Genomic DNA, 25,613 nt, shown 5'->3' on the forward strand with positions numbered 1-25,613 from the left:
CACTTGGGGACTCCGGGTGGGGCTAGGGGTCTCTTGATCCACCCAACGACGTCCCGGTCCCGAGTGACACGTGTCCGGCCCCCGGAGGCATCACCTGTCGCCCACATTTGTGGATACGGTCGGTACGAGCAGCTGCGGCGGAGCCATGGAAAGAGGCTGGGCATGGGGCGCTGGCGGGATGGGCGCGGGACGTTGGTGGTGCAGCGGAGTGGGGGTGCGGCGGTGAGTGTTCCGCTGGAGATCGCAACCTCTTATCGCGCCCGCACCAAAGGGCTGTTGGGGCGGGACGGCGTCGAGGGTGCGATCCTGCTGTCCCCGGCCAACGGGATCCACACGTTCCGGATGCGCATCCCGATCGACGTCGCCTATCTCGACCGCCGGCTCACGGTGATCGCGGTGCGCACCATGCGCCCCGGCCGCCTCGGCCTGCCCCGCCTGCGCTCCCGGCATGTACTGGAGTCCGAGGCCGGGGCCATGGTGACCTGGGGCGTGGAGGCGGGCACGCGGGTGACGGTGCAGGAGCAGGAGCAGGAGCTACCGGAGTAGACCCCTGCCCACTCGACCCTCAAACAGGGGGCAGACGGTAGGCACCGGCCCCCGCCCGCGGCAGTACCGCCCACATGCGGGTGCCGCCGCCCGGTTGCCTCGCCTCGCCGAATCCCCAGTCGCCCTGGCTGACACGGACGACCTCAGCCAGGGTGGCTAGCGCGTCCCGGCGGCGGCTGTCGCATGCGGTGGCCAGGCGTGTGTTCACGTGGCGGGGGTGGCCGTCGTAGAGGATCACGCGTAGCGCGTCGTCGCGGTAGCGCAGAGCCAGGTACACCTCGTCGGTGGGAGTGAAACGGCAGGCGCAGGCGGTCAGTTCGGTGGTCACCAGCTCGGCTGTCGGCGCCACGTCCTCCAGCCCGTGGGCCCGCAGGATCGAGCAGGCCGCCTCACGGGCGATGGCCGGGCTCTGCGGAGCTGCGGGGAGGGTGAGGCTGTAGGTGAGGGATTCGGGGGCCGGCGGTTCGGGGGGCATTTCGTCACGGGTCGGGATCCAGCAGGACGCGAGGATTGCGGACATCACAACTCCCAGTGGCGGTGAATGGGTTGACCTCCGGTGGGTGGCTCGTCTCCCTGGCACGGCCTGCCCCTCCCAGGGAAGGAGACGGTGGGCTGGGTCGTGCGATGCGCTTCCGGTACGACGGAGGGGCTGTACGTAGTCGTTCAGTTACTGACTGTAGAGCGACTGGCGTTACAGTGTCCACCCGACTGGAGATAATTACCCCCACCATGGATACGGCAGACTGTGGTCCACCACACCGCGAGAAGGGACGGCATGGCCACGAGAACCACGCCGACGGAGCGGCAGAGGCGGCTGGGTGCCGAACTGCGGAAAATGCGGCTCGCAGCCGGGGTCACCACGGAATACGCCGCCGGGCTCCTCGGCATCGACCGCACTCGGCTGTCCAACATGGAGTCCGGAATCCGCTCCTTCTCAGCCGAGCGCATCTGGACGCTTGCCTGCAACTATGCCTGCGCAGACCAGAGTTATGTCGAGGCATTGGCCACGGTGGCCGAGACCAAGGACCGGGGCTGGTGGGAGCGTCATCGGGGCACCCTTCCGGCCGGGCTCCTGGACATCGCCGAGTTGGAGTGGCACGCGGCGCGGGTACGGACCGTGCAGTTCATGCACGTACCAGGGCTGCTCCAGACCGAGGAGTACGCCCGTGGCGTCTTCGCCGCCGTACTGCCGCCTCTCAGCCGACTTGAGGTCGAACTGCGGGTGGCCCACCGTATGGAGCGCCAACAGGTGTTCACACGCGCGGAGCCCCTCCCGTATGTCGCCTACGTCCATGAAGCCGCGCTACGCATGCGGTTCGGCGACACCGAGGTGACCCGGCAACAGCTTGAACACCTGGCCGACCAGTCGGAGCGCGAGGGTATCGACGTCCGGGTCGTTCCGACGGCTGTGCGCGGTTTCCCCGGAGCCGGACACGCGTTGTTGTACGCCGACGGTGCGGTGCCCCAACTCGACACCGTTCAGCTGGACTCCGCACATGGGCCTGTATTCACCGGCGCGGAGGCACAACTCACCAAGTACCGTGCACATCTGGACTGGATGGACGACGCGGCGCTGCCCCCGGCTGCCTCCCGCGACCTCATCCACGCCGTCGCCCGCGAACTCTGAGGAGCCACCATGACCGGCATCGACTGGGAAGACCCGTTCTGCGGGGAAGGCAACAACTGCTTCCGCATAGGCACCGACCCCGAAGGCAACGCCTACATCGCCGTGGCCGGCCAGGAGGAGCACCACCTCACCGACAGCCGCGAAGCCCTACGCGCGCTCATCCTCGGGATCAAGGCCGGACAGGCCGACCACCTTCTCTAGCCGAACCCGGTTCACCCCTGCGCCCCGCCGGTCACCCATTGTGATGACGAGCGTCGATTTCGCCGGTTACGGTGGACAGGCAGGCCGAGAATCCCGCCCATGGGAGGAATCATGACCGCCGAGCCCCTCGCCGAGCCGAACGCCGCGCCCGGCCGCCGCTGGCCGGTGCCGCCCCGGGACGGATACACCGTGGACGACCTGTTCACGTTGCCCGACCTCCCGCCGCACACCGAGCTGATCGACGGGAGCCTGGTCTTCGTGAGCCCGCAGCGGGATTTCCACAGCACCATGATCGACCTCCTGGTGGCAGGTCTGCGTCGAACGGTGCCCAAGGCGTTCAAGGTCCGCCGTGAGATGACCGTCGTCCTGGACCGCCGCAACGGCCCCGAACCCGACCTCTCCGTAGTCCACGCCGAAGCCGTCACCGGGCTGGAGCAGACCCGGTTCGAGGCCGCCGACGTCGTGCTCGCCGTCGAAGTCGTATCGCCGGACTCGGAGGCCCGCGACCGCGACACCAAGCCGCACAAGTACGCCGCCGCGGGCATCCCGCACTTCTGGCTGGTCGAGATGACGGGCACGGGCAAGCACCCGGTCGTACGGGTCTATGAACTCGACCCCGTGACCAAGGCCTACACCTTGGCCGGCGCCTACCGAGAGCAGCTCAAGGTCGGCGACCCGTTCGACATCGACGTGGACATCTCCCTGGGCGCGCTCCAGGAACTGTGACCGTCGCACCGCTCCCCGTCAGCGGTTCAGGTCCATGACCCCGACTCCGAGCCCCGCATAGGCCTCCGGTGCGACCGTCGCCACCAGCGCCCCATCGGGGAGCATGGAGTTCGGCCGCGCCGCATGCACGGCAGCCGCCACACCGAAGCCGACATCGACTCGGCACAACTCGGCTACGGTCACGGCTGTCGCGTAGTCGTCGTCGACGAAACGAAGGACGTCCACCAGGACGCCGACCTGAGCGACGATCCCGGAGCACTCCCGCCCGGCCTCCAAGAGACACAGAACCGGCACCCAAAGGCGCACATCATCACTTGCCGCCGCCGCGTGGATGAGTCCGGACACCTGCTTGTTGCCCCCCATTGCCAGCAGCGTGGCACTGTCGAGGACATAGTGCTCGGTGGCGTTCAACGGGGTGGCTCCGTCTCGGCCAGCTTGGTCCGGTGGGCAGCCGTGGCCTCCCGCATCTTGCGCCGCATCTCTGCGGACTCCTCGTCGGTCACGAAGTGCCCGAACCGTTCGGCAAGCAGGGTACGGGTGCGCTCGGCCCGCTCCTGGACCTGCTCGGGAGTCAGAGTCTGAGCCGCTATCTCCTGCATGAGAGCACGGAGACTGGTCCCGCGCGCCTCTGCCACGGCGGCGAGTTGGTCACGGACTTCGGCGGGCACGCGGATCATGACATCGGACATGGCGAAAGTATACGCCACGTATACGTCCAGCGGCAGGCTTCGCCGCCGCTCAGCTCCCAGTCCGCGGGAACGTGACCTCCACCCGGCGGTTCTTCTTCCTGCCCTCCTCCGTGGAGTTGTCCGCGATCGGGTACTGCTCGCCGTAGCCGCGGACGTCGAAGGTGATGTTCGGGTCGTTCAGGTCCTGGTCGAGTACGCCCTGTACGGCGTTGGCGCGCTGGCGGGAGAGGACGTCGCCGTGGGCCGAGGAGCCCAGGTTGTCGGTGAAGCCGAAGACGCGGACCTGGGTCGCGTTCTGCTTCTTGATCTCGTCGGCGATCGCGCCGATCCGCGCCTTCGCCGCATCGCTCAGCTTCGCGCTGTCCTTGCTGAACAGCACCTCGGCCTGGAGGGCGAACGTCACGTCCGCGTTGGTGTCCTCCCTGCGCTCGTCACCGCTCTGGTCCTCCACGACCGACTTGATGTCCAGGACCTTGGGTTCGGCGAGGGTCGCGCCCTCGGGGAGCTTGAGGTCGGGGTCGGTCGGGTCGATCTTCACGGGGGCGGAGGCGGAGGGTTCGGTGCCCGGCGGGACGCTCGGGTCGGTGCCGTCGGCCCTCGCGGCCGTCGCGCCGTAGAGATTCGCGACCAGGAGGAGCGTTGCGGCGCCCAGGGTCAGGGGCAGGCGTGGTGTGGTCACTTCGGCCTCACCCGGAGATCTTGATCGTGCCGCTGGAGAAGGTGGGGAGTTGGAGGGTCACTTCGGTGGTGTCGGCGGGTGGGGCGGGGAACTGCATGAAGACGGGGATGGTCTGGCCGGCCTCGATCGAAGAGAGATCGGTCGTGGTGAGCGGCCGCCCGTCCGTGTCCCGCAGCACGTAGTACCGCTTCTTCCCCTTGGAGTCCACAAGCGTGGCGCCGCCGAACGACGTGCCGTGCTGGACGATCTCCGTCTCGTCGCCCCGTAGCGCCACGGGGACCACTGCCGTTTGGGAGCCGTCGTTCTTCAGGTTCGCGTTAACAGTGAGGAAGCCGCCCGAGTCCCGGATGGCGGAGGTTACTTGAAGAACCAGTCCGGAGGGCCCCGAGAGTTCGGCGAGGGGCGCCTCGGACTTCCCCTCCTGCGCACTCGGCTGCGACCCACCGCTTCGGGAAGCAGACGCCGACGCACCAGGCTTCTTGTCGCCATCGCCACCGCTGCCGCATCCGGCCGCACCGAGAGCCAGACCGGCCGTGACGGCCAACGCGACCATCCCCCTGCGAGCCTTCGCAGTGAACCGAATGCTCATCGCACCGCTTCCTTCTTCACTCGTCGATTCGCTCGTCAGTCAGCCAGATGGACGTCGAAGAGGTCCTCGGGGCCCGGAAGATCTGTGAGATCGGTCGGGTCCAGGGTCCAGGTCCGGTCCCTGCAGGTGAGTTCGGGCAGGACGCCGTCGGCACCGGTAGGCGTGAACGTGCAGAGTTTGTCGATCACGGCGGTGGCCCGTGCCGTCTTGTGCATGTCCTCGGTGCCCGGCACGACGGAGTCGCCCACGGACTTGAGCGTCTCGGCGTCGACCTTGTAACTCAGCGGCCCGTCGGCGACGCAGCGCGCCGTCGCGTCGTTCTGGGCCGCCAGCTCGGTGGCACGCCAACACGAGTCGGGCACCCCCACCTTGCCGTCGAAGATCTCCTGCCACTTGGTCGGGTCGAGTACGTCCTTCACCCACTGGTCCGCAAGCTCGTCACGCGTGTTCATGGCCGCCGCCAGCGCCGCCGCGTCAGCGGCTGTCTGGGCACCGTTCCGGTTCACCGCGGCCTGGCCGACCGCGAAGTACGCGAACGCGAGAAAGAGCAGGCCTCCCACTACCGTGATGTAGATAGGGAAGGCCTGCCCAGAGTCGCCATAACGGCGGACTGATATCACTTGATTTTGGCGATTTGCGTCTGGATGGCCTGCATGATCGTGGTTCCGATGCTCGTACCTGTAACCGCCAGCACGATCGCCACCACCACCGCGATGATCCCCAGGTACTCGACCGCGGTCTGACCCCGGTCGTCGCCGCGCCGCTGCATCGCAACAAGCATCCTCAGCATCAAGTTGCTCATGGTGCTCCCCTCCGGGTTCGGTTCCGATCGTCGCAACGTACGACGGAACATACCCATCGGCGGAGGGTCCCAGGGCCCAAATCCGGACCCAGTTCATCCTGTTCATCTCAGACGACCCCCAGCCACTTGGCCGTCGCCTGGGCGCGGGTGGTGGTGTGGAGCTTGGCGAAGATGCGGTTGATGTGGTTCTTGACCGTCTTCTCGCTGATGAAGCAGACGGCGGCGATCTGCTGGTTGTTCATGCCGGACGCGATGAAGTCCATGATCTCCGCCTCCCTGCCGCTCAGTTGAAACCGGGACCGTGATGACTGTCCCACATTCGGTTGCATTCGCGAAAGGTTTTGCGGAGAGATTTGTGGAGGCTCGGGCCCGAGTTGGGGTTTCGGGTGTGCGGGTGCATGGTTTCTGATATGCGCCAGCAACGCATCCGTCGCGGTCGGCGTGAAGTGCGGGCGGCCGCCGCCCACGTCCCGTACCGCCTGGGTGAGCTGCTGCGTCGTGAACTCGCCGTGGACCAGGTAGCCCCCGGCGCCCAGCCGTACGGCCTCCTGGACGATCTCCGTCTCGTCGCTGTACGTCAGCATCATGACGGGGGCCAGACGGACCAGGTGCGGCAGTGCCGCCATACCGTCCACACCCGGCATGCGGACGTCCAGGAGGATGACGTCGGGGCGGTGGCGCAGGGCCGCGTCGTAGGCCGCACGGCCGTCCTCCGCCTCGGCCACCACCGTGAGGTCGTCCGCCGCGGAGAGGACCGCCGTCAGGCCCGCGCGGATGACCGGGTTGTCGTCGGCCACCAGGACGCGCAGGCCCTCCCTCGTCTCGATCATGTCAGTGGCACCTCCACACGGACCTTCGTGCCGTTGTCACCCTTGTCGGTGGTGAGTTGGATTCGGGCGCCCACGGACGCCGCTCGCTCCGTCATGCCCAGAAGGCCGAAGTGGCCGGTGCGGGCCAGGTCTTCCAGTGTCGTGTCCGGGGAGAGGCCCCGGCCGTCGTCGTGGATCGTCATCACCAGGTGGGTGGGGGTGGTCTCCGCCCGTACGTCCACCCTCGTCGCCCGCGCGTGGCGATGCGCGTTCTCCAGGGCCTCCCCCGCGATGCTCAGCAGCTGACGGGTCGTGGCGGGGGGCAGGGGGAGGGGGGCGGTGGGGCCGTCGTACGACGCCGGCAGGGCCGTACGTGTCGCGAAGTCCCTTGTGAGGGCGTGCAGTTCGGAGAGCAGGTCCGGGGCCATGTCTGCCCTTTCGCTCCGCAGGTCCGTCAGGAGGTCCCGGGATTCCGCCGCCGCCTTGCGGGCCGCGCTCGCCACCAGTTGCGCCTGCTGTCTGATCAGCGCCGGGTCCAGGCGGTCCGGGGACGCGGCCGCCGACTCCGCGAGGCCGTCGGCGACGAGCGCCACGCCGTACAGGGTCTTGGTCACCGAGTCGTGCATCTCGCGGGCCAGCCGGGCGCGTTCCGCGCTCACCGCCTCGGTTGCGGCGAGGCGGGCCCGGGTCTCGGTCAGGGCCTCGGTCGCGGTGCCGAAGCGGAGCATGAGCGTGCGCAGAGTCGAGCCCATCGCGCCCGTGATCACGCACAGGCCGGGCAGGAGGAGGGACTCGGCCACGGCCGGTGCCGGGTGCTTCAGCGTCGTCTCGACCAGGAGCAGGATCACCGACTGGAGGGACGCGAAGACGGCCGCTCCGCGCCAGCTGTAGAGGAGGCCGGCGAGGAGCGGGGTGCAGACGCTGACGTAGGCCAAGGTCGTGTCGGGGCCCGCCGAGACCAGGAGGAAGGAGCCGAAGAGGGTGTCGACGGCCAGGAGGGTGGGGTGGCGCAGGAGGAGGGGGGCGAAGCGCTGCCAGTCGCGGAAGAGGACGTACGAGATCATGAAGGTGACGACCACGGCCGAGCCGACCAGGCGTGCGCCCAGGCCGGGGGTGGCGTTGAGCAGGGCCGCGGGGGTCGCCACCGCGATCATCGCCAGGCGGAAGCCGAAGACCTGGCGGCACATCGCCTGGAGGGCGCGGATCTCTACCTTCTCGCCGGCCTCCCTGGTCGCCACGGTTGCCACGGTCGTCACCCCGTCTACTTCCCCGTGACCGAGCCGAGGTTGATCCCGGAGCCCAGCAGCAGGCCCGCCGCCAGCAGGAGCATCGTCGCCGGGACCATGAACGTAGTGATCATCAGCGTGGCCTTCGGGACCGCCCGGGCCGCCTTGCGGCGGGCGTTCTGGGCGTCCGTACGGCGCATGTCCTTGGCCAGCGCCACCAGGGTGTCGACGATCGGCGCGCCCAGTTCCTCGCCCTGCTGCAACGCGGTCACGAACATCGCGACCTGTTCGGAGTCGTTGCGGCGCCGGAGTTCCGCGAAGGCCTGGCGGCGGCTCATGCCCAGGTCCATCTGGCGCAGGGTGATGCGGAGTTCGTCCGCCCACGGGCCCTCGTAGTGGGTGGCGACGCGGTCCAGCGCCTGGCGGAAGCCGAGGCCCGCGCCCACCACGACCGCCAGGACGTCGAGGAAGTCCGGCAGGGTGCGTTCGATGACGTCCTTGCGGATGCGGATCGCCGACCAGATGCCGACCTCCGTCCAGAACGCGCCGAACAGCAGGAGGATCAGGGCCACCAGGTACTGGCCGCGCAGGAGGAAGACCAGGCAGCCCACGGCGCCCAGCGCGCCGTAGACCGCTCTGCGGGCCGCGTAGCGGTCGATGGTGAGGCCGCCGGGGTTGCCCGCGAGGTCGATCTTGCGGCGGTACTTGGCCACCAGGCGCGGGCCCATCAGGCGGAGCACCGCGGGGGCGTACCGCATGCCCATACGGTCGATGAGGGAGTTGGCGGCGCCGGTGCGGGTGGCGCCCACCTCCAGTGCGATCGCCAGGTCGGAGGGGAGTTTCGCGTCCGCCCGGTACATGCGGACGCCCGCGAAGGCGCCCCAGATGCCGAGGGCCATGAGGAGGGCCAGGATCAGTGCCATGACGACCCCTATACGTCGATTCGGCTCAGGCGGCGGATGAGGACGAAGCCGACGACGTACAGGCCGAAGGCGATGAGCACCGCCGCCTGGCCGAGCGCGGAGCCCGTCATGCGGTCCAGCGTGCCGTCCTTGACCCCGTTCATCAGGAACAGGGCGCCGATGCCCAGTGCCGGGACGGCGTACGACGTCATCGTCACCTGGGAGAGCTGGGTGCGGATCTCGCGGCGGGTCTCCTTGCGTTCCTCCAGGGTCTCGGTGAGGTTGCGCAGGGCCGACACCACCTGGCCGCCCGCCCGGTTGGAGAGGACGAGCGTGGTGACCAGGACGACCAGTTCGCGGGACGGGAGGCGTTCGGCCAGCTCGCCCAGCGCGTCGTCCATGGAGTGGCCGATCGCCAACTGGTCGGCGACCTTGGCGAGTTCCTCGCCCGCCGGGGCCTCCAGCTCCTCCGCCGCCATGCCGATCGCGGTGCGCAGGGCGAGGCCGGCGTGGGTGGCGTTGGCCAGGATGCGGGCGAGTTCGGGGAGTTGGCCGATGAACCGCTCGATGCGTTTCTGCCGCTGCCAGTTGAGGAACTGGACGGCGGCGAAGACGCCGAGGAGGCCTGCGATCGGGCCGAAGAAGGGGGCCAGGGCGGCCTGGCCGATGAGCCAGAGGGCGACGACGGTCGCCAGCATGTAGACGAAGAACTCGCCAGGGGTGACGTCCAGGCCCGTTGCCGCCAGGCGGAGTTCGAGACGGCGGCCGAGTGACGTGCGCCGCAGCCGGCGGTCCAGGTCGCGGAAGCGGCGGCGCCGGCCGGACAGCGGGACCTGGCCCGTGTAGGAGAGGCGGTCCACCAGGGCGGCGCGCTGGGCCCGGCCGGAGGCGTAGGTGTGCAGGCCCACCACGGCCAGCAGGCAGGCCAGCAGGGTGACTCCGGTGGTGAGGCCGACGAGGTCGTGGAGGGACATGGTCTACCTCGCTTCTCGGGTGGTGAGCTGGTGCAGGTGCTCGGCGACGCCGAACGCCTGCGGGATCGGCTGGCTTGCCATGTAGAGGCGGTCGGCGGTGCGGCGCGGGAGCGGGAAGTACCGGAAGTCGCCGTAGACCCGGCCGTCGTGGGTCATGGGCTGGGCGTCGAAGCGGGCCACGGTCGCCAGCCGGTACGGCTCGCTGCCGTGGCTGTCCAGCATCGCGATCTCGGTGATCCGGCGGGCGCCGTCGCCGAACCGGGTGAGCTGGACGATCACCTCGACCGCGCTGTTGATCTGGTCGTGCAGGGCAACGAAGGGGACCTCGACGTCGGACATGGAGGCCAGGGTCTGGAGGCGGGTCAGGGCGTCCTCGGCGCTGTTGGCGTGGACGGTGGCGAGAGAGCCGTCGTGGCCCGTGGACATGGCCTGGAGCATGTCGAGGGACTCGCCGCCGCGGACCTCACCGACCACGATCCGGTCGGGACGCATGCGCAGCGAGTTGCGGACCAGGTCGCGGATGGTGACCTGGCCCTTGCCCTCGACGTTCGACGGGCGGGACTCCAGTCGGACCACGTGCGACTGCTGGAGCTGGAGTTCGGCGGAGTCCTCGATGGTGATGATGCGTTCGTGGGCGGGGATGAGGCCCGAGAGTGCGTTCAGGAGGGTCGTCTTCCCGGTGCCGGTGGCTCCCGAGACGATGATGTTGAACTTCGCCTGCACCAGGCCCGCCAGCAGGAACACCATGTGCTCGTCGAGCGAGCCGAAGCCGATCAGCTCCTGGAGGGTGAAGGAGCGCGGGAAGCGGCGGATGGTGAGGATCGGGCCGGTGAGCGAGAGCGGCGGGATGATGACGTTGACGCGTTCGCCGGAGGGAAGGCGGGCGTCGACCATCGGGTTCGACTCGTCCACGCGGCGGTTGACCGTCGAGACGATCCGTTCGATGGTCTGCATCAGCTGGTCGGAGGAGACGAAGCGCAGCGGCAACTGCTCCACCCGTCCGCCGCGTTCGACGAAGATCGCGTCGGGGCCGTTCACCATGATTTCCGTGATCGACGCGTCTTCGAGGAGCGGCTCCAGGATGCCGAGGCCCAGCGCCTCGTCGACGACCCGGCGGATCAGCTGGGAGCGTTCGGCGGTCGACAGGACCGGGCCCTCGCGGCTGATGATGTGGCCGAGGACGCGTTCGAGCCGCGCCCGGCGCTCGGCGGCGGCCAGCGCGCTCATCTCCGCGAGGTCGATCTCCTCCAGGAGCTTGGCGCGGTAGGAGGAGACCAGGTGGCCGTCCTCGCCCCGGCTGCCGGTCTCCTCGGGGGAGTTGATACGTGCCCGCAGGCTCATGTTGCCGTGCTCCTCTTTCAGTGCTCGACGTTCAGTGGTCGACGGGCATCGTGGCGGACTTGGTGGCGTTGCCCAGGTCCCAGACGATCTTGGGGATGTGGACCGTGGCGGTCACGGTGACCGAGTCGCCGCCGCCGGAGGAGGCACAGCTGACGTCGATCCCGCTGCTGACCGCGCTCGCGCAGGCCGCGCCGACGTCCTCCTGCAGCGAGGCGGCCCGGGCCCCCGCCCGTGCCGCGGTCCCGGCCTGCTCGGCGGCGTAGGCGACGGCGCCGAGCTGGATGCCGGCCAGGGCGACGATGAGGAGGACGGGGATGAAGCCGAGGTACTCGACGGCGACCTGGCCGCGGTCGCGGGTGTGCCGGCGGCAGCGGGGGGACATCTCAGTGCTTCACCTCCTCCACCGTGCCGGCGTGGCCGTGCACGGTGACGGGGAAGTCGATGGTGCCGGGGAAGAGGACCGGGACGCGCAGGGAGACGTCCGCGGTCACCGTGCCGGTGCCGCCGCAGTCGTCCACGGACGCGCCCTGCCGCCAGGCGCTGGAGAGATCCTCCAGGGCGGCCTTCTGGCAGGCGGCGAAGCGCTCGCCCCGGGGGACGGCCGTGCCCGCCCGTACGCCCTCGTCGGCGGCGTTTCCGGCGAGGGTGAAGGCGTAGCCGACGAGGACCGCCTGCCAGACCAGGACGAGGGTCAGGATGATGATCGGGGTCATGCCGAGGAGTTCTATGGAGACCTGTCCGCGGTCGCGGGGGAGGGTGGCGGCGGGTCGGTGATCGTCTGCGGGCCGGTGGGGGCTGGTCGCGCAGTTCCCCGCGCCCCCATGGGGCGCTGTCCTGCGGGGCGCTTCAAAGACGCGCCTCACTGAAGCGCGCCCAAGGCGCGCGGGGAAGTGCGCGCTCAGCCCCCACGCACCCGCACCCGACCGACGACCCGCCGATCCCGAGCCCGCACCCGACCGACGACCCGGCAGCCCCGAACCCGCACCCGACCGACGACCCGACAGCCCCGAACCCGCACCCGACCGACGACCCGACAGCCACCCCGAGCCCGCATCCGACCGACGGCCCGACAGCCACCCCGAGCCCGCCCTCCCGCGCCTCACGGCAGCTCCTTCCGCCGTCTGAACCCCACCGCGGCCCGCTCCCCGCCCCGCGCCCGTCGCGTCGGTGCCGGACGGCCCTCCCCCGTCCGCACCAGCCCCAGCTCCCCGGCCAGCCCCCACAGCGCCTGCTTCACCGTGCTTCTGGAGTCCAGCTCGTGCATCCGGCCGGCGTCCACCGAGGCCTGGAGTTCCTTGAAGTTGGCCGGGATCGCCGTGCCCGCCAGTGCCGTGCCGGTGATCCGCTGGATCAGCGCCGGCTGGATCTCGGTGGCACGCGTGTACCGGTTGACCACCACCGTCGTCTCCTCGGCCTTGCGGATCTGCAGCCGGTCCCACATCCGAACGGTGCGCTTCGCCGCGCGTACGGCGACGACGTCCGGCGTGGTCACCAGGAGCGCCAGGTCCGCGGTCTCCACGGCCGCCGCGCCCGCTCCGCTGAGCTGGGCGCCGCAGTCGACGATCACCATCTCGTGGCGGGAGCGCAGGGCGCTGAGGATCTGGCGGGCGGCGCGGTCGGTGACCTCCTCGCCGCGTTCGCCTTCGGCCGGGGCGAGGAGCAGCGCCAGTCCGGAGTCATGGCGGAAGACGGCCTCGGCCATCACCCGCGGGGAGATGTCGTTGACCGCGGCGAGGTCGGCGACCGAGCGGCGGAACTGGACGTCCAGGTAGGAGGCGACGTCGCCGGTCTGGAGGTCGAGGTCGACGAGGGCGGTGGAGTGGCCGGAGGCCTGCGCGGCGAGGGCGAGCTGGACGGCGACCAGGGTCGCGCCGGTGCCGCCCTTCGCACCGCTCACGGTGACGACGGTGCCGCCGACTCCGGCGAACACGTCGGCCCCGTGGCCGAGATGGCGTCGTACGCCCGTGGACCACTGGGCGACCGCCTGCACGCGGCCGGCCAGCTCCTCGTAGCTCAGCGGGAGCCCGACCAGGCCGCGGGCGCCGGAGTCCATCGCGGCGGCGAACAGGCCGGGGCTGGTGTCGGTGGTGACGAGGACGACGCCCACGGCGGGGAAGCGGAGCGCGACCTCGCGGATCAGTTCCAGCGCCGGGACGGGGCCGATGCGTTCGTGGACGACGACGACCTCGGGGAGTTCGTCGACGGAGTCGGCGGCGAACCGGGCGAGCATGTCGACGAGTTGGGTGGAGTCGACGACGGGCGGCAGCGGCTCGGCGTCGGGGAGCTGGCTGAGCAGGGAGACGAGGGAGCGGACGGCGTCCGCGTCACCGACGGCGGGGAGGATCCTGATGGGCATGCGAGGCGCCTCTCACTTGTCCGTCGCGAGTTCGTACGTACGGTCCTTGTCCGGCACGGTGGTCGTCGTGCCGGGCGCGACCAGGGCGAGCCGGACCCGCTGGGCGAAGGACTCCGCGTAGGTGAGGCGCTGGGCGTCGAGCGTGGACAGCGCGAAGGTGATGGGGACGGCGTCGGTGGGCTGCTGGTTCTTGTTGTCCGGTTCCAGCGAGGTGAGTTCGCCGACGTCCAGGACCCGGGCGTTGGTCACGATGATCTTCGACTGGTCGGGGTCGCTGGACTGCTTGCCCTGGAAGGTGGCGTAGACGTTGACCAGCGAGCCCGGGGTGATCTTGCCGGCGACCCCGGTGGCCGCGTCGATCATGATCGCGACCTCCTGCTGGCCCGGCTTGAGCGCGGGCTGGTCGACGATCATGTCGGACTGGAGCAGCGAGCCCTTCTTCAGCGTGGTGACCGCGATCTTGCCCTGGATCCCGGCGAGGTCGGTGACCGCGTTGGGGGACAGCCACCGCTGGGGCATCGAGATCTTCTTGAACTGGCCCGAGTTCAGGGTCGTGTAGGGCGCCACGTCGGAGCGGAGTTCGTAGGCGGTGACCTCGGGGCCGACCTTGGACTTCACGTCGTCGATGACGGAGAGCACGCCGGCGAACGCGCCGAGCGCGCAGATCACCGACAGGATCAGGAGTATCACGCCGCGGCGCTGACGGGAGTTCATGGGACCGTGCGACCTCATCGGGGAAGCGGGCAAGTGGGGGATACCGTGCGGTGGTCGGAGCGACCGGCCCGAGGGCGGCCGCCGCCCTCGGACGTCAGGCCGGCGTGCGCTGTTCCAGTGCGCGGGGCGGCGGCGGGTCGTACCCGGGCGGGGTGGCGGAGCAGAAGACGCAGCGGTCGCCGATGACGTCGATGCCACACCAGTGACAGCTGGTCTGCCGTACGGAGGTGACCAGTTGGTAGAGGACCGAGAGGTCGGCGAGATAGCTGGTGAACTCGATCAGCCGGCCGGTCCCCCACCACTCGGACGACTCGGCCGGCAGCGGGGTCTCGCGCAGCCCGTGCGCGCCCCAGGACTTGGTGAGGCCGCCGATCCAGTCCGACTGCAACTGCCCCTTGGCGAGCAGCATCCAGGTGCCGAACTCGGGGCCGTTCAGCACGGCCTCCGGGCCGATCCGGACCAGCTGCGGCTCGGGGTGGGCGACGACGCCGAACTGGGTGCCGGGCATCCAGGACTTGGCGTGCGCCTTGAGGGTGATCGGGACGCGGTCCAGCTTGGCGACGGAGCCGAGGACCGCGCCGGAGTGGATGTAGTGGGTGAGCAGCCGGCCGGCCGACGCGAGCACACCGGGACTGAGGTCGCAGGAGGCCAGCTGGCGCAGCTGCCGGGTCAGGACGGCGATACCGAGGGGCGGCAGGCCGGGGCGGAACAGCGCGATCCGGTCGCTCTCCAGCAGCGAACGGAGCGTGTACAGGCGCCGGATCACGGGCTCCGGTACGGCGCCCGAGCACACGACGATCACATGTCCGTGCTGTTCGATGAGGGCCACGAACTCGGCGAGGGTCTGTTCGAGGGGCCGCTGGTCCAGGTCCCGGAGCACGACCGCGGGCATGGTCCGCTCGTCCTGCGCCGGCAGCGCCATGTCGGCGCTGGTCACGGCAATGGCAGTTGGCACGCGCAGCTCCCCGCTCTTCACACCCCGGCGGCCCACCGGTGTTACTCCAATGAGCCGGGACGACTTCATTGCGTGACTACCTCAGCACTGTATCCACGCCTCTGTGACCGGAGAACAGCGTTTGTGTAGCTGTCTGGGATCCGTGACCGCACAAGTGCCGCCAAATCGGGACAGGTTGAGCATATGACCGAGGCCAGTTCCGGCCGTCCCCTTCCCGTTTCCGGTCCCCCTCACTCCACCCCGCACCCCCTCCCCCGTTCGCGGAATTTGGTCTGGACCTATTGACAGCTGAATTGGTCTGGACCACCTTGATTGTCATGCCCAGACTCATCCCCCGACTGGCGTCCCCCCACACCGGACGGCGACGCATCCGAACCTGGTCGGCCGTGGCCACCCTCGCCACGGCCCTCGCGATGGCGGGCCTCGCCGCCTCCCCCGCCTCCGCCGCCGACGTCAACAACGCGAAGAACCCCGGCTTCGAGTCGGGTCTGAGCAACTGGACCTGCTCCGCGGGCAGCGGTACGACGGTCTCCTCCCCCGTCCACTCCGGCGCCGCCGCGCTGAAGGCGACCCCGGCCGGGCAGGACTACGCCCAGTGCAGCCAGACGGTGGCGGTGAAGGCCAACTCGACGTACACGCTGAGCGCGTGGGTACAGGGCTCCTACACCTACCTCGGTGTGACCGGCACCGGCACCACGGACGTGTCGACCTGGACCCCGAACACGTCCTGGACACAGCTGTCGACGACCTTCACCACCGGTTCCTCGACCACCTCGGTGACGGTCTGGACCCACGGCTGGTACGGCCAGGCCGCCTACTACGCCGACGACTTCTCGGTCTACGGCCCCGACGGCGGTGGCGGCTCCGACCCGGCCCCGACCGTCCCGGCGACCCCGGCCGGCCTCGCGGTCTCCGGCACGACGTCCTCCTCCGCCTCCCTCTCCTGGGGCGCGGTGTCCGGCGCGACCGGCTACAACGTCTACCAGAACGGCACCAAGGTCGCGGCGGTCACCGGCGCCTCGGCCACGGTCACCGGGCTCGCGGCCTCGACGTCGTACTCCTTCCAGGTCACCGCGACCAACTCGGCGGGTGAGTCGGCGAAGTCGACGGCGGTGACGGCGACGACCACCGCGACCGGCACGGGTGGCGGCGGCTCCCTGCCCAAGCACGCGGTGACGGGCTACTGGCAGAACTTCAACAACGGCGCCACCGTCCAGAAGATCTCGGACGTGCCGTCCTCGTACGACATCATCGCCGTCGCCTTCGCGGACGCGACCAGCACACCCGGCGCGGTGAGCTTCACCCTCGACTCCTCCGGGCTCGGCGGGTACACGGTCGACCAGTTCAAGGCCGACATCAAGGCCAAGCAGGCGGCCGGCAAGAAGGTCATCATCTCGATCGGCGGCCAGAACGGCACGATCTCGGTGAGCGACTCGGCGTCCGCGACGAACTTCGCCAACTCCGTCTATTCGCTGATGCAGACGTACGGCTTCGACGGCGTCGACATCGATCTGGAGAACGGCATCAACGCCACGTACATGAGCCAGGCGCTGCGCTCGCTGTCGGCCAAGGCGGGCTCGTCGCTGATCATCACGATGGCCCCGCAGACGATCGACATGCAGTCGACGTCCAACGGGTACTTCCAGACGGCCCTGAACATCAAGGACATCCTCACCATCGTCAACATGCAGTACTACAACAGCGGTTCGATGCTGGGCTGCGACGGCAAGGTGTACAGCCAGGGCTCGGTGGACTTCCTCACCGCGCTGGCCTGCATCCAGCTGCAGGGCGGTCTGGCCCCGTCCCAGGTGGGCCTCGGCCTGCCGGCGTCGACCAGTGCGGCGGGCAGCGGGTATGTCTCCCCGACCGTGGTGAACAACGCCCTGGACTGCCTGGCCAAGGGCATCAACTGCGGCTCGTTCAAGCCGTCGACGACCTACCCCGGCCTGCGGGGTGCGATGACCTGGTCGACGAACTGGGACGCGGCCGCCGGGAACGCCTGGTCGTCCTCGGTGGGCGCCCACGTCCACGCCCTGCCGTAACCCGTGGATGGGTCCCGGCGGCCGGGCAGGCCGCCGGGACCCGGGCGGGCTGTGGGGCGGGCGCTACGGCTGCCGCCGACCGCAGCCGTCGCATCCGCAGGTGCCGAGCTCGAACCACACGGTCTTGCCCGGCCCCTCCTGGTGGCAGCCCCAGCGCCGGGCAAGCGCATCCACCAGGTACATCCCCCTGCCGCCCTCCGAGAGGCCCGCGTCCAGCAGCCTCGGGGGGCGGCGGTCCTCGTCGGCGACCTCGCAGCGCAGCACGCCGTGCGAGGCCCACAGAGTGAGCCGGAACCGGCTCGCCGCATGGCACAGCGCGTTGGCGGCCAGCTCGCCGACCAGGAGTTCGGCCACTTCCGCCACATCGTCCTGCTCCGCCAGTCCCCACTCCTCCAGCTGCCGCCGCACCGCCACCCGGGCCTCCCCGGCCGCCGTGGGACGGGGGTCGTACTCGACGCTCAGATGACCGGCCCGGGTCGGGGGCTGCGGGTACGCGGCGTACTGAGGGTCGGGATCCGGGAGACGGCCCCCGGAGGATTGCAGCATGTCCCCCAGCCTGCCCGTCCCCGGCTCCCCGGGCAGGGGGAGGATTACCCCATTCCCTACCTGCGTATGGGCAGCCGCAGGGGTACGCGCGTACGGCATCTCGCTCACGCGTACTGGACGCGGATCCTCGCCCCGTCCCCCGGCACCCCGTCCCGGACATCGACGTACGCGCACACCTGGCGGGTGAACCACAGCCCCTGCCCCGGCGCCGGCTCCCCGCTCGGCGGCGGCACGAATCCGGCCAGCGGATCGTCGACCGCCCGGCACAGCCGCAGCTCGACCAGACAGGCCGGGGCCTCGCCCCAGGCCAGGATCTCGATCACCGGTCCGTGCGCGGTCGCCGCCTCCACCACCGCGCTGGTGAACAACTCGGAGTCCGCGGCGGGGAGTCCGAGCCCGGCCGACCAGGCGCACACCGCCTCCGGACCCGGCAGCCGGGCGGCCGACAGCGGGGGCGGCGGCAGCGGTACGACATCCAACTCACGGACCAGCACCGACGGTTGCTCGTACACCCCGGTACCCGGGTGGGCGCGGCGGGCCGCGTCGACGACGGCCGGGCCCGCCGTCCGGGTGTCGTACGCGCACAACGCCGTGGTGCCGAAGGGCGCGAAGAGGAGGTTGGCGAGGGACTCGTAGCGGATCCACTCGGTGCTCTCCCGCGCCGAACGGCCCGCGCGCCCCGCCCAGTCGGGCTCCATGAGGAGATGGATACGACCGCCGGGCCCGGCGTGGGCGGCGAGGTAACCGGCGCCCTGGGCCACGGCGTTGGCGGCGGTGCCGGTGTACCAGTCGGTGTGGTCGATGAAGCCGATCTCCTTGGCGTCGGCGCCGAGCGTGTCCCGCAGGGCGGCCAGCCGGGCGGGGGCGGCGATGGCGACGGGCGGGGGCTCGTCGGCGGCTAGGCCCTCGGCGAGGAAGGGCAAGGCGGCGGCGACGAACGCGTCGTCCGAGCCGAACACGGCCATCCGGTGGTCGAAGGGCGCACGGGCCGCTGCGGGCCGCGCGTTCGTACTGCTGCTCATCGGGTCTCCTGTGCGTCAGCGCCGGGCGGTCACCCAGGCGGCGATCTGGCTGCGGTTGCTGAAGCCGAGCTTGCCGAGGATGCGTTCCACATGGCCCTCGGCGGTGCGGCGGGCGATGACCAGGCGGTCGGCGATCTGCTGGTTGCCCAGCCCCTCGGCGACGAGTTCGGCGACCTCGGTCTCGCGGCGGGTGAGCCGGACGGGCGACATCCGCAACTCGGGCTGCCTTTCCGGTCCTTGGAGTTCCTCGTCGAGGGCGTACGCCACGATCTCCGCGAGGCCGAACGCCGCGCCCCGGCCGTACGCCCGCTCGTACCCCCCTGGTCCCAGGGCCGCCCGGGCGCTGGTCTCGCACGCGCGCCGTGCGGAGTTGAGGGCGGTGGACCCCCAGCGGTCGCGGTCGATGTCGGACCAGACGCGGTCGGCGCCGCCGAGCAGGACGGCGGTGCGCTCGGCGGCGCCGAGGCCGTCCGCGATCCTCGCGAGCAGGTCGAGGGTGAGCCCGATGCCGATGACATCGTGCACGTCGAGTTTGCGGCGCAGCGCCTGGCGGGCGCAGGGTTCGGCGCGCGGCCAGTCGGCTCGGACGGCGTGGGCGAGGGCGAGGATGCGCAGGACGTAGGAGCGGACCCAGTCCTCGCCGTGCGCCTCGCACAGCCGCAGGGCCTGCTCGCAGACGGCGGTGGCCCGGTCAGGGCGGCCGAGGAAGGCGTGCGCGCAGGCCAGTTCGACCATGTCGAGGCCGTGCAGACTGAGGTGCTGGCCGGGTACGGGGCCGCGGGCGACGGTGGTCTCGTAGTGGGCGTGGGCGGCGGTCAGGTCGTCGGCGAAGAGCTGGACGACGCCGATGACGTAGTCGGCGTGGGCGGCCTCCGCGGGGTCGCCCAACCGCTCGGCCAGGGCGCGGGCCTCGCGGGCGCGGCGCAGGCCCCGGGTGAGGTCCTCGGGGCTGCCGGCGAGGAGGGCGGAGACCCAGAGGGCGCGGGCGCGTTCGGGGGTCGGCTCGGGGTTGGCGTCGAGGGCGCGGTCGAGCCAGTGGCGGCCCTCGCGCGGGGCGCCGCAGGCATGCCAGTGGAACCAGAGGGTGCCCGCGAGCCGCAGCGCGGCGAGGGCCTCGCCCGGGGTGGTCAGGCTGAAGTCGAGGGCGGCGCGCAGATTGTCCCGGTCGGCGCGGAGCCGGGCGACGATCTCCCGCTGCCCGGGCCCGAACCAGGCGGCCTCGCAGGCGGCGGCGTACCGCTGGGTGCGGTCACGATGCCGGCGCCGTACGGCGACCTCCGCACCGGGGCGCTCACGCAGCCGTTCGAGGCCGTAGTGGCGAAGTGTGTCGAGAAGCCGGTACCGGGCCCCACCACCGTCCGGATCGTCCTCACGCACAAGCACGGACTTGTCCACAAGCCCGGCCACGGCTTCGAGGACGTCAAGCGAACCAGGGCCATGACACCCGACTTGAGCCGGAGCCGGACCCTGCCAGACGGCTTCGACCGGGGCCGGGCCCTGGCAGACGGCCTCGACCGGGGCCGGGCCCTGGCATACAGCCGGGGTGGATGCCAACCTCCGACACATGACCTCGGCCGACACCGAACCCGAGCAGCCGTCTTCGGCCGACACCGAACCCGAGCAGCCGTCTTCGGCCGAGACCGGCCCCCGGCATACGCCCTCGGCCGGCACCGGCCCGCGATGCGCAACCTCAGCCGAGACCGAACCCGAACGCCCGCCTTCGACCGAGGCCGGGCCCCGGCATACACCCTCGGCCGACACCGGCCCCCGGCATACACCCTCGGCCGACACCGGCCCCCGGCATACACCCTCGGCCGGCACCGGATCCGAGCAGCCGTTCTCGGCGCAGGCCGGGGCCCGGCATACCGTCTCGGCTGTCTCCAGGTCGAAGCTTCCGGGGAGTACCGACAGGTGGGCCCATGCCGACTGCTCCTGCTCGGTGCAGAGTTCGTGGCTCCAGTCGACGGCCGCGCGCAGCGTCTGATGGCGGGGCAGGGCGGCGGGGCTGCCGGCGGTGAGGAGGCGGTAGCGGTCGTCGAGGCGGGCGAGGAGCTGGTCGAGGCCGAGGACGCGCATCCGGACGGCGGCCAGTTCGATGGCGAGGGGGAGTCCGTCGAGGCGTCGGCACAGGCGGGCTACGGCGGCCCGGTTGGCGGGGGTGAGCCGGAAGCCGGGGAGTACGGCGGCGGCGCGGTCGGCGAAGAGGGCGAGGGCCGGGTGCGACTCGGCGGCGGAGAGGTCGCCGTCCGGGTCGGGGACCGGCAGCGGTCGTACCTCCATGAGGTGTTCCTCGGTGAGGCCGAGACGATGCCGGCTGGTGGCGAGGACGCGGACGCCGGTGGTGCCGCGCAGCAGGGCCGCGGCGAGGCCGGCACAGGCGGCGAGGAGATGCTCGCAGTTGTCGACGACGAGGAGCAGCCGGCGGTCTCGGAGCCGTTGCACCAGCGCGTCCAGCGGGGGCCGGTCGGAGTGGTCGTGCAGGCCGAGGGCGTCGGCGGCGGCCAGCGGGACCAGTTCGGGGTCGCGGAGGCCGGCTAGGGCGACGTAGCGGACCCCGTCCGGGAAGGCGCGTTCGACGCGGGACGCGATGTGGGCGGCGAGGCGGGTCTTGCCGACGCCGCCGGGACCGGTGAGCGTGACAAGGCGCGCCTTGGCCAACAGCTCGCGGCCCGCGGCCTGTTCTTCTCTCCGGTCGACGAAGCTGGTCGTCTCGACCGGCAGCCGGCAACTCCCGCGCGGCGCTGATCCGCCCATGATCAGCCAGCCCTCCTGTTGGCCGTCCGTCCACGGTCCCCCGGCTGACCGGGGAAACGCACACAGGGGTCACGCGGGCGGGTGTACTTCGGCGGGGGTCGCTTGTGCGGGCGGGGGCGGGCGTACACTGCGCGGCCCGTCTGCGGGGGCCGATTCGCACGGCCGATTTCACCCTCTTGACCTGTTCATGCCGTCGACGGCCAATGAGCGCGGACCGGGTGGCTGATGGCCGGCCGGACGGCAGTCGGGCGCAGTCACTCATTCGGGTGCGGTTGATCGATGGTGTGCGCGGGCGGGGAACGTGGTGACTAGGTTCGCAGCATGTCACGTTTCCGGATGTATCCGACGCTCGCGCAGGCGGAGCAGATGCTCCTGCATTGCGCGCACGCGCGGTACGTGTGGAATCTGGCTGTCGAGCAGCACGCGCACCGGAAGCCGGGCCGCAGGTCCGCGCCCGGTTTTGCGGAGCAGTGCCGCCAGCTGACGGAGGCCCGGCGTGACAATGAGTGGCTGGCGGCCGGGAACGCGGACGTGCAGCAGCAGGCCCTGAAGGACTTCGCTCAGGCCAGGAACGCCCGCTTCACCTCCGGCTTCGGCGAGCCGACCTGGCGCAGGAAATACCAGCACGAGGGCTTCCGCGTCATCGGCACCGACCGTGTACCCGAGTACGAACCGGACGGCAGCCCGCGGCTGAACCAGAAGACCGGTAAGCAGGTCATGGGCCGCTTGGTGGTCGTACGGAAGGTCAACCGGCGGTGGGCGCAGGTCTAGGTGCCCGGCTGTGGCTGGGTCCGCTTCCGTCTCAGCGCCAAGGGCAAGGGCGCGTGGCTTCCTGTTGCGAAGACGTTCCGGGTGACCTACCGCAACGGTCAGTGGCACATCGCGTTCGCGGTCATCCCTGACCCAACTCCCGCGCCGGGCACGGGTGAGGTCATCGGTATCGACCGGGGCGTGAGGATCACGGCGGCCCTGTCGGACGGGCGCAAACTGAACTCCCCGCAGCTCACGGTCAGGGAGCGCGCACGGATCCGCAAGCATGAGCGCCGCGCGCCCCGCGCCCCGAAGGGCAGCGCTCGCAAGACCGCCGCGTACGCGAAGGTCGCCGGACTCAAGGCCCGTGAGGTGAACCGGCGCAGGGACTGGTGCGAGAAGACCAGCACCATGCTCGCCCGCAGCTACGACCTGGTGCGGTTCGAGAAGCTGAACATCAAGAGCATGACCCGCTCCGCGAAGGGGACCGCGGAGCAGCCCGGCAGGAACGTCCGGCAGAAGGCCGGGCTGAACCGGGCCATCCTCGCCCAGGGCTGGGGCCTGCTGAGGCGACGCACGGAGCAGAAAGCTCCGGGCCTGGTCGAGGACGTTCCGGCGCCGTACACGAGTCTGCGGTGCAGTGCCTGCGGTTGGATCGAGAAGAAGTCGCGCAAGAGCCAAGCCGACTTCGTCTGCGTGTCCTGCGGGTTCACCTGCAACGCGGATGAGAACGCGAGCATCAACGTCGCGGCAGGACAGGGCGGGATCCCCCGCCCCCGGCGAACAGCCGGTGCCGGAGGGGTGACAACGGCCACCGGCCGTTCGAGCGCCCGTGAACCTCAACCCGACCGGGTTGGAATCCCCCACTTTTAAGAGGGGGAGGATGTCAAACGTACAGCGAGCTGGTGCTGTGGCCGTACGGGTACACGACGGCGGACACGGCGACCGGCATGACCGCGGACGACGCCGCCGAGATGTATCCGACGTCCAGTTCCGGGGGTGGGTTCTACCCGCCCGACGAGGTGATCGAGCGGGAGACCTCCCGGAACCGGGACGCGGTGTTCCAGTTGCTGGAGAACGCGGACTGTGTGTATCGGGCGATCGGCAAGGAAGCGCAGTACTGCAGCTAGGCGCGCGCTTCCTCGCGGCCCTCGTCGGCGTCGGTGTCGGTGTCGTCGGACGCGTCGGCACCGTCGTCGAAGTACGCGTCCAGGACCGCGTCCAGCTCCTCTTCCCACTCCTTGAAGCGGGACCGGGCCGTCGCCTCGATCTCGATCGGGTACCAGCGGCGGTCCGGGGTGTGGACGGTGATCGTGAAGCGCTTGCCGAAACGCGGCGCCTCGGTCTCGACCGCGCCGATCTCGTCCCAGCGGAACTCGCACTTCTCCTCGTCGAGGGCGAGGCGCACACCGCTGCGGTCCGCCACTATCCTGGCGCGGCGGTCGGCGGCCTCGAAGACGGGCCCCTCGGCGGGCTCTTCCTCGGCGTCGTCCGCCGCGTCCTCGGCCTCCGGCGCGACGGCCTCGGCCTCTTCCACCGCGGCCTCGTCCACCTCGGGGGCCTTCACCTCGGCAACCTTCGCCTCGGCGTCCTCCGGCGCCGCGTCCTCCGGCTCGGCGGACGCGGGTGAGGTGAGCCCGGGGATGAAGGCCGGGTCGAATCCGGCGCCTTCCAGGGGCTTGCTGTTGGCTCCTATGCGCTGCTCCACAGCGGGCAGTATGGTCGAAGAACCTGTGCCGGGCACAGCCAGCCCCAACTTCGTTATCAGACGCCTACACGAAGACGCCTACACGAAGACGCTCAGCACGGCCGCCACCGCGAACCCCACCACCGACAGCACCGTCTCCAGCACGGTCCAGGTCTTCAGGGTGTCCCGTTCGCTGATGCCGAAGTACTTGGCGACCATCCAGAAGCCGCCGTCGTTGACGTGCGAGGCGAAGATCGAGCCCGCCGAGATGGCCATGATGACGAGGGCCACGAAGGCCTGGGAGTGATGGCCCTCGGTGAGGAGCGGGGCCACGATGCCGGCCGTCGTCACGATCGCCACCGTCGCCGAGCCCTGCGCGACCCGCAGGACGACGGAGATGAGGTAGGCGAGGACGATCACCGGCAGGCCGACGCCGTTGAACGTGTCGGAGAGGGCCTGGGCGACCCCGCTCGCCTTCAGTACGGCGCCGAAGATCCCGCCCGCGCCGACCACCAGCAGGATGTTGCCGACCGGCTTGAGGGACGCGGTCGAGACGGTCTCCAGGGACTTGCGGGACCAGCCGCGCCGGAGGCCGAGCAGGTAGTAGGCGAGGACCAGGGCGAGGGTGAGGGCGACCATCGGCGTGCCGAAGAACTCCAGTACCGAGCGGCCGGTGGAGGGGCCCAGGGCGATCGAGGAGAAGGTCGAGGCGAGGATGAGGACGAGCGGGGTACCGATGATGGCGAGGACCGTGCCGAGTGGCACCGGCTTCTCCTGCGGCTCGACTCCGGCCGCCCGCTGCTCCGCCGCCACCGCCCGCTTGGCCTCCTCGGCCGCCTCGACCATGTCCTGCGGTACGGCGACGAAGATCCGCTTGCCGATCCACGCGGAGAACGCCCACGCGGCCAGCACGGCCGGGATACCGCACACGATGCCCATGAGGATCACCCAGCCGAGCTGGACGTGCAGCAGCGCGGCGGCGGCCACCGGCCCGGGGTGCGGCGGCAGGAAGGCGTGGGTCATGGAGAGACCGGCGAGAAGGGGGAGGCAGTAGAGGAGGATCGACTTGCCCCCGCGCTTGGCGGCCGCGTAGACGAGGGGCGCGAGCACGAAGATGCCGACGTCGAAGAAGACCGGGATACCGAAGATCAGGCCGGTCAGGCCCATCGCGAGCGGGGCCCGCCGCTCGCCGAAGAGGTTGAGGAGCCGGGTGGCCAGCACCTCGGCGCCGCCGCTGACTTCGAGGATCGCGCCGAGCATCGTGCCGAGGCCGATGATGATCGCGACATGGCCGAGGATGCCGCCCATGCCGGACTCGACGGTGGAGACGGCGTCCGAACGCTGCACGGTGCCGAAGAGTTCGGTGACCGAGAGACCGGCCAGCAGGCCGACGGCTATGGAGACGGCGAGCAGCGCGACGAAGGGCTGCAGCCGCGCCTTGATGATCAGGAAGAGCAGCAGGGCGATACCGATGGCGGCGACGGTGAGGAGGCCGGCCGTGCCGTCGAGGAGGAGGAGCAGTCCGCCGGTGTGGGGTGGGGCTGCGGGAGTGGTGGGGGCGGCGAGCGACAGGGACATGTGGGGGTCCTCTTCGTCGTAAGAACATGGTCCGGGGGGTTAGGGGGTTTCCCCCAAAGGGCACAGCCGGGCAGGGGGGATCGCGGCACGGCACCCGG

Annotated in this window: 29 protein-coding genes and 1 pseudogene; 8 read left to right on the plus strand and 22 right to left on the minus strand. The window is 70.5% G+C overall.

Annotation, left to right across the window (positions count from 1 at the left end):
* Window positions 1–162 precede the first annotated feature (162 nt).
* Window positions 163–546, plus strand: coding sequence for a DUF192 domain-containing protein (locus EDD90_RS20810; RefSeq protein ID WP_123974476.1), 384 nt, complete (start codon window positions 163–165; stop codon window positions 544–546).
* 19 nt (window positions 547–565) lie between these two features.
* Here EDD90_RS20810 and EDD90_RS20815 read toward each other — a convergent pair whose 3' ends face one another.
* Window positions 566–1,066, minus strand: a complete 501-nt coding sequence (locus EDD90_RS20815; protein ID WP_260327964.1) for an ATP-binding protein — start codon at window positions 1,064–1,066, stop codon at window positions 566–568.
* Between the two features lie 255 nt (window positions 1,067–1,321).
* Here EDD90_RS20815 and EDD90_RS20820 point away from each other — a divergent pair, with 255 nt between their 5' ends.
* The 3 genes from EDD90_RS20820 to EDD90_RS20830 all read left to right on the plus strand — a co-directional run bounded on the left by EDD90_RS20820 (window position 1,322) and on the right by EDD90_RS20830 (window position 3,100).
* Window positions 1,322–2,173, plus strand: a complete 852-nt coding sequence (locus EDD90_RS20820; protein ID WP_123974477.1) for a helix-turn-helix transcriptional regulator — start codon at window positions 1,322–1,324, stop codon at window positions 2,171–2,173.
* A gap of 9 nt (window positions 2,174–2,182) precedes the next feature.
* Window positions 2,183–2,374, plus strand: a complete 192-nt coding sequence (locus EDD90_RS20825) for a hypothetical protein (protein ID WP_123974478.1) — start codon at window positions 2,183–2,185, stop codon at window positions 2,372–2,374.
* 111 nt (window positions 2,375–2,485) lie between these two features.
* On the plus strand, window positions 2,486–3,100 hold the full coding sequence (locus EDD90_RS20830) for a Uma2 family endonuclease (protein ID WP_123974479.1): 615 nt from the start codon (window positions 2,486–2,488) through the stop codon (window positions 3,098–3,100).
* Window positions 3,101–3,118: 18 nt separating this feature from the next.
* Here EDD90_RS20830 and EDD90_RS20835 read toward each other — a convergent pair whose 3' ends face one another.
* From EDD90_RS20835 to EDD90_RS20910, 16 genes are all read right to left on the minus strand, one after another.
* On the minus strand, window positions 3,119–3,511 hold the full coding sequence (locus EDD90_RS20835) for a hypothetical protein (protein WP_123974480.1): 393 nt from the start codon (window positions 3,509–3,511) through the stop codon (window positions 3,119–3,121).
* Window positions 3,508–3,789 (minus strand): Arc family DNA-binding protein, encoded by a 282-nt coding sequence (locus tag EDD90_RS20840; protein WP_123974481.1) that lies wholly within the window; start codon window positions 3,787–3,789, stop codon window positions 3,508–3,510. The genes EDD90_RS20835 and EDD90_RS20840 overlap by 4 nt, the downstream gene beginning before the upstream one ends.
* Before the next feature lie 49 nt (window positions 3,790–3,838).
* Window positions 3,839–4,468: an OmpA family protein gene (locus tag EDD90_RS20845; protein ID WP_123974482.1), complete on the minus strand. Its 630-nt coding sequence runs from the start codon at window positions 4,466–4,468 to the stop codon at window positions 3,839–3,841.
* A gap of 7 nt (window positions 4,469–4,475) precedes the next feature.
* Window positions 4,476–5,057, minus strand: a complete 582-nt coding sequence (locus EDD90_RS20850) for a hypothetical protein (RefSeq protein ID WP_123974483.1) — start codon at window positions 5,055–5,057, stop codon at window positions 4,476–4,478.
* 35 nt (window positions 5,058–5,092) lie between these two features.
* A complete protein-coding gene (locus EDD90_RS20855) occupies window positions 5,093–5,677 on the minus strand; it encodes a pilus assembly protein TadG-related protein (protein WP_260327965.1) in 585 nt (194 codons plus the stop codon).
* Window positions 5,674–5,859, minus strand: coding sequence for a hypothetical protein (locus tag EDD90_RS20860; RefSeq protein ID WP_123974484.1), 186 nt, complete (start codon window positions 5,857–5,859; stop codon window positions 5,674–5,676). Before EDD90_RS20860 ends, EDD90_RS20855 begins: the two co-directional genes overlap by 4 nt.
* Window positions 5,860–5,966: 107 nt before the next feature.
* Complete coding sequence (locus tag EDD90_RS20865) at window positions 5,967–6,689, minus strand: response regulator transcription factor (RefSeq protein WP_123974485.1); 723 nt, start codon at window positions 6,687–6,689, stop codon at window positions 5,967–5,969.
* The gene (locus EDD90_RS20870; RefSeq protein WP_398924923.1) at window positions 6,686–7,906 is read right to left on the minus strand and encodes a sensor histidine kinase; all 1,221 of its coding nucleotides are present in this window, start codon (window positions 7,904–7,906) and stop codon (window positions 6,686–6,688) included. The genes EDD90_RS20865 and EDD90_RS20870 overlap by 4 nt, the downstream gene beginning before the upstream one ends.
* A gap of 23 nt (window positions 7,907–7,929) precedes the next feature.
* The gene (locus tag EDD90_RS20875) at window positions 7,930–8,817 is read right to left on the minus strand and encodes a DUF5936 domain-containing protein (RefSeq protein WP_123974486.1); all 888 of its coding nucleotides are present in this window, start codon (window positions 8,815–8,817) and stop codon (window positions 7,930–7,932) included.
* A gap of 8 nt (window positions 8,818–8,825) precedes the next feature.
* Window positions 8,826–9,770: a type II secretion system F family protein gene (locus EDD90_RS20880; protein ID WP_123974487.1), complete on the minus strand. Its 945-nt coding sequence runs from the start codon at window positions 9,768–9,770 to the stop codon at window positions 8,826–8,828.
* A gap of 3 nt (window positions 9,771–9,773) precedes the next feature.
* On the minus strand, window positions 9,774–11,111 hold the full coding sequence (locus EDD90_RS20885) for a CpaF family protein (protein ID WP_123974488.1): 1,338 nt from the start codon (window positions 11,109–11,111) through the stop codon (window positions 9,774–9,776).
* 31 nt (window positions 11,112–11,142) lie between these two features.
* Window positions 11,143–11,493 carry a TadE/TadG family type IV pilus assembly protein gene (locus tag EDD90_RS20890; RefSeq protein WP_123974489.1) on the minus strand — a complete coding sequence of 117 codons (351 nt, stop codon included), beginning with the start codon at window positions 11,491–11,493 and terminating at the stop codon, window positions 11,143–11,145.
* 1 nt (window position 11,494) lies between these two features.
* Complete coding sequence (locus EDD90_RS20895; RefSeq protein WP_123974490.1) at window positions 11,495–11,824, minus strand: pilus assembly protein; 330 nt, start codon at window positions 11,822–11,824, stop codon at window positions 11,495–11,497.
* A 386-nt stretch (window positions 11,825–12,210) separates the two neighbouring features.
* Window positions 12,211–13,467: a P-loop NTPase gene (locus EDD90_RS20900; RefSeq protein ID WP_123974491.1), complete on the minus strand. Its 1,257-nt coding sequence runs from the start codon at window positions 13,465–13,467 to the stop codon at window positions 12,211–12,213.
* A gap of 12 nt (window positions 13,468–13,479) precedes the next feature.
* The gene (cpaB, locus tag EDD90_RS20905) at window positions 13,480–14,181 is read right to left on the minus strand and encodes a Flp pilus assembly protein CpaB (RefSeq protein WP_123974492.1); all 702 of its coding nucleotides are present in this window, start codon (window positions 14,179–14,181) and stop codon (window positions 13,480–13,482) included.
* Window positions 14,182–14,275: 94 nt separating this feature from the next.
* The gene (locus EDD90_RS20910) at window positions 14,276–15,103 is read right to left on the minus strand and encodes a hypothetical protein (RefSeq protein WP_260328737.1); all 828 of its coding nucleotides are present in this window, start codon (window positions 15,101–15,103) and stop codon (window positions 14,276–14,278) included.
* 350 nt (window positions 15,104–15,453) lie between these two features.
* Between EDD90_RS20910 and EDD90_RS20915 the strand changes: the two genes are divergently transcribed.
* The gene (locus EDD90_RS20915; protein ID WP_123974493.1) at window positions 15,454–17,178 is read left to right on the plus strand and encodes a chitinase; all 1,725 of its coding nucleotides are present in this window, start codon (window positions 15,454–15,456) and stop codon (window positions 17,176–17,178) included.
* A gap of 63 nt (window positions 17,179–17,241) precedes the next feature.
* Here the strand turns inward: EDD90_RS20915 and EDD90_RS20920 are convergent, their stop codons facing one another.
* The 3 genes from EDD90_RS20920 to EDD90_RS57450 form a co-directional block, all read right to left on the minus strand.
* Entirely contained in the window at window positions 17,242–17,724 is a 483-nt protein-coding gene (locus tag EDD90_RS20920) for an ATP-binding protein (RefSeq protein ID WP_260327966.1), read from the minus strand.
* A 104-nt stretch (window positions 17,725–17,828) separates the two neighbouring features.
* Window positions 17,829–18,746 carry an MEDS domain-containing protein gene (locus tag EDD90_RS20925; RefSeq protein ID WP_123974494.1) on the minus strand — a complete coding sequence of 306 codons (918 nt, stop codon included), beginning with the start codon at window positions 18,744–18,746 and terminating at the stop codon, window positions 17,829–17,831.
* A 15-nt stretch (window positions 18,747–18,761) separates the two neighbouring features.
* Window positions 18,762–21,500: a LuxR C-terminal-related transcriptional regulator gene (locus EDD90_RS57450; protein WP_260327967.1), complete on the minus strand. Its 2,739-nt coding sequence runs from the start codon at window positions 21,498–21,500 to the stop codon at window positions 18,762–18,764.
* 321 nt (window positions 21,501–21,821) lie between these two features.
* On the opposite strand from EDD90_RS57450, the gene EDD90_RS57455 reads away from it, so the two are divergent.
* The 3 genes and pseudogenes from EDD90_RS57455 to EDD90_RS20945 all read left to right on the plus strand — a co-directional run.
* On the plus strand, window positions 21,822–22,271 hold the full coding sequence (locus tag EDD90_RS57455; protein WP_260327968.1) for a helix-turn-helix domain-containing protein: 450 nt from the start codon (window positions 21,822–21,824) through the stop codon (window positions 22,269–22,271).
* Window positions 22,272–23,123 carry a transposase gene (locus EDD90_RS20940; RefSeq protein ID WP_260327969.1) on the plus strand — a complete coding sequence of 284 codons (852 nt, stop codon included), beginning with the start codon at window positions 22,272–22,274 and terminating at the stop codon, window positions 23,121–23,123.
* Between the two features lie 17 nt (window positions 23,124–23,140).
* Window positions 23,141–23,380, plus strand: a pseudogene (locus tag EDD90_RS20945) (zinc carboxypeptidase); the annotation flags it as partial.
* On the opposite strand, the gene EDD90_RS20950 reads toward EDD90_RS20945, so the two are convergent.
* Window positions 23,377–23,958, minus strand: a complete 582-nt coding sequence (locus EDD90_RS20950; RefSeq protein ID WP_123974495.1) for a hypothetical protein — start codon at window positions 23,956–23,958, stop codon at window positions 23,377–23,379. The pseudogene EDD90_RS20945 and the gene EDD90_RS20950 overlap by 4 nt on opposite strands.
* Before the next feature lie 78 nt (window positions 23,959–24,036).
* Window positions 24,037–25,515 carry a GntP family permease gene (locus tag EDD90_RS20955; protein ID WP_123974496.1) on the minus strand — a complete coding sequence of 493 codons (1,479 nt, stop codon included), beginning with the start codon at window positions 25,513–25,515 and terminating at the stop codon, window positions 24,037–24,039.
* Window positions 25,516–25,613: the final 98 nt, after the last annotated feature.

It is taken from the genome of Streptomyces sp. Ag109_O5-1 (genome assembly GCF_003814875.1).
Taxonomy (GTDB): Bacteria; Actinomycetota; Actinomycetes; order Streptomycetales; family Streptomycetaceae; genus Streptomyces; species Streptomyces sasae.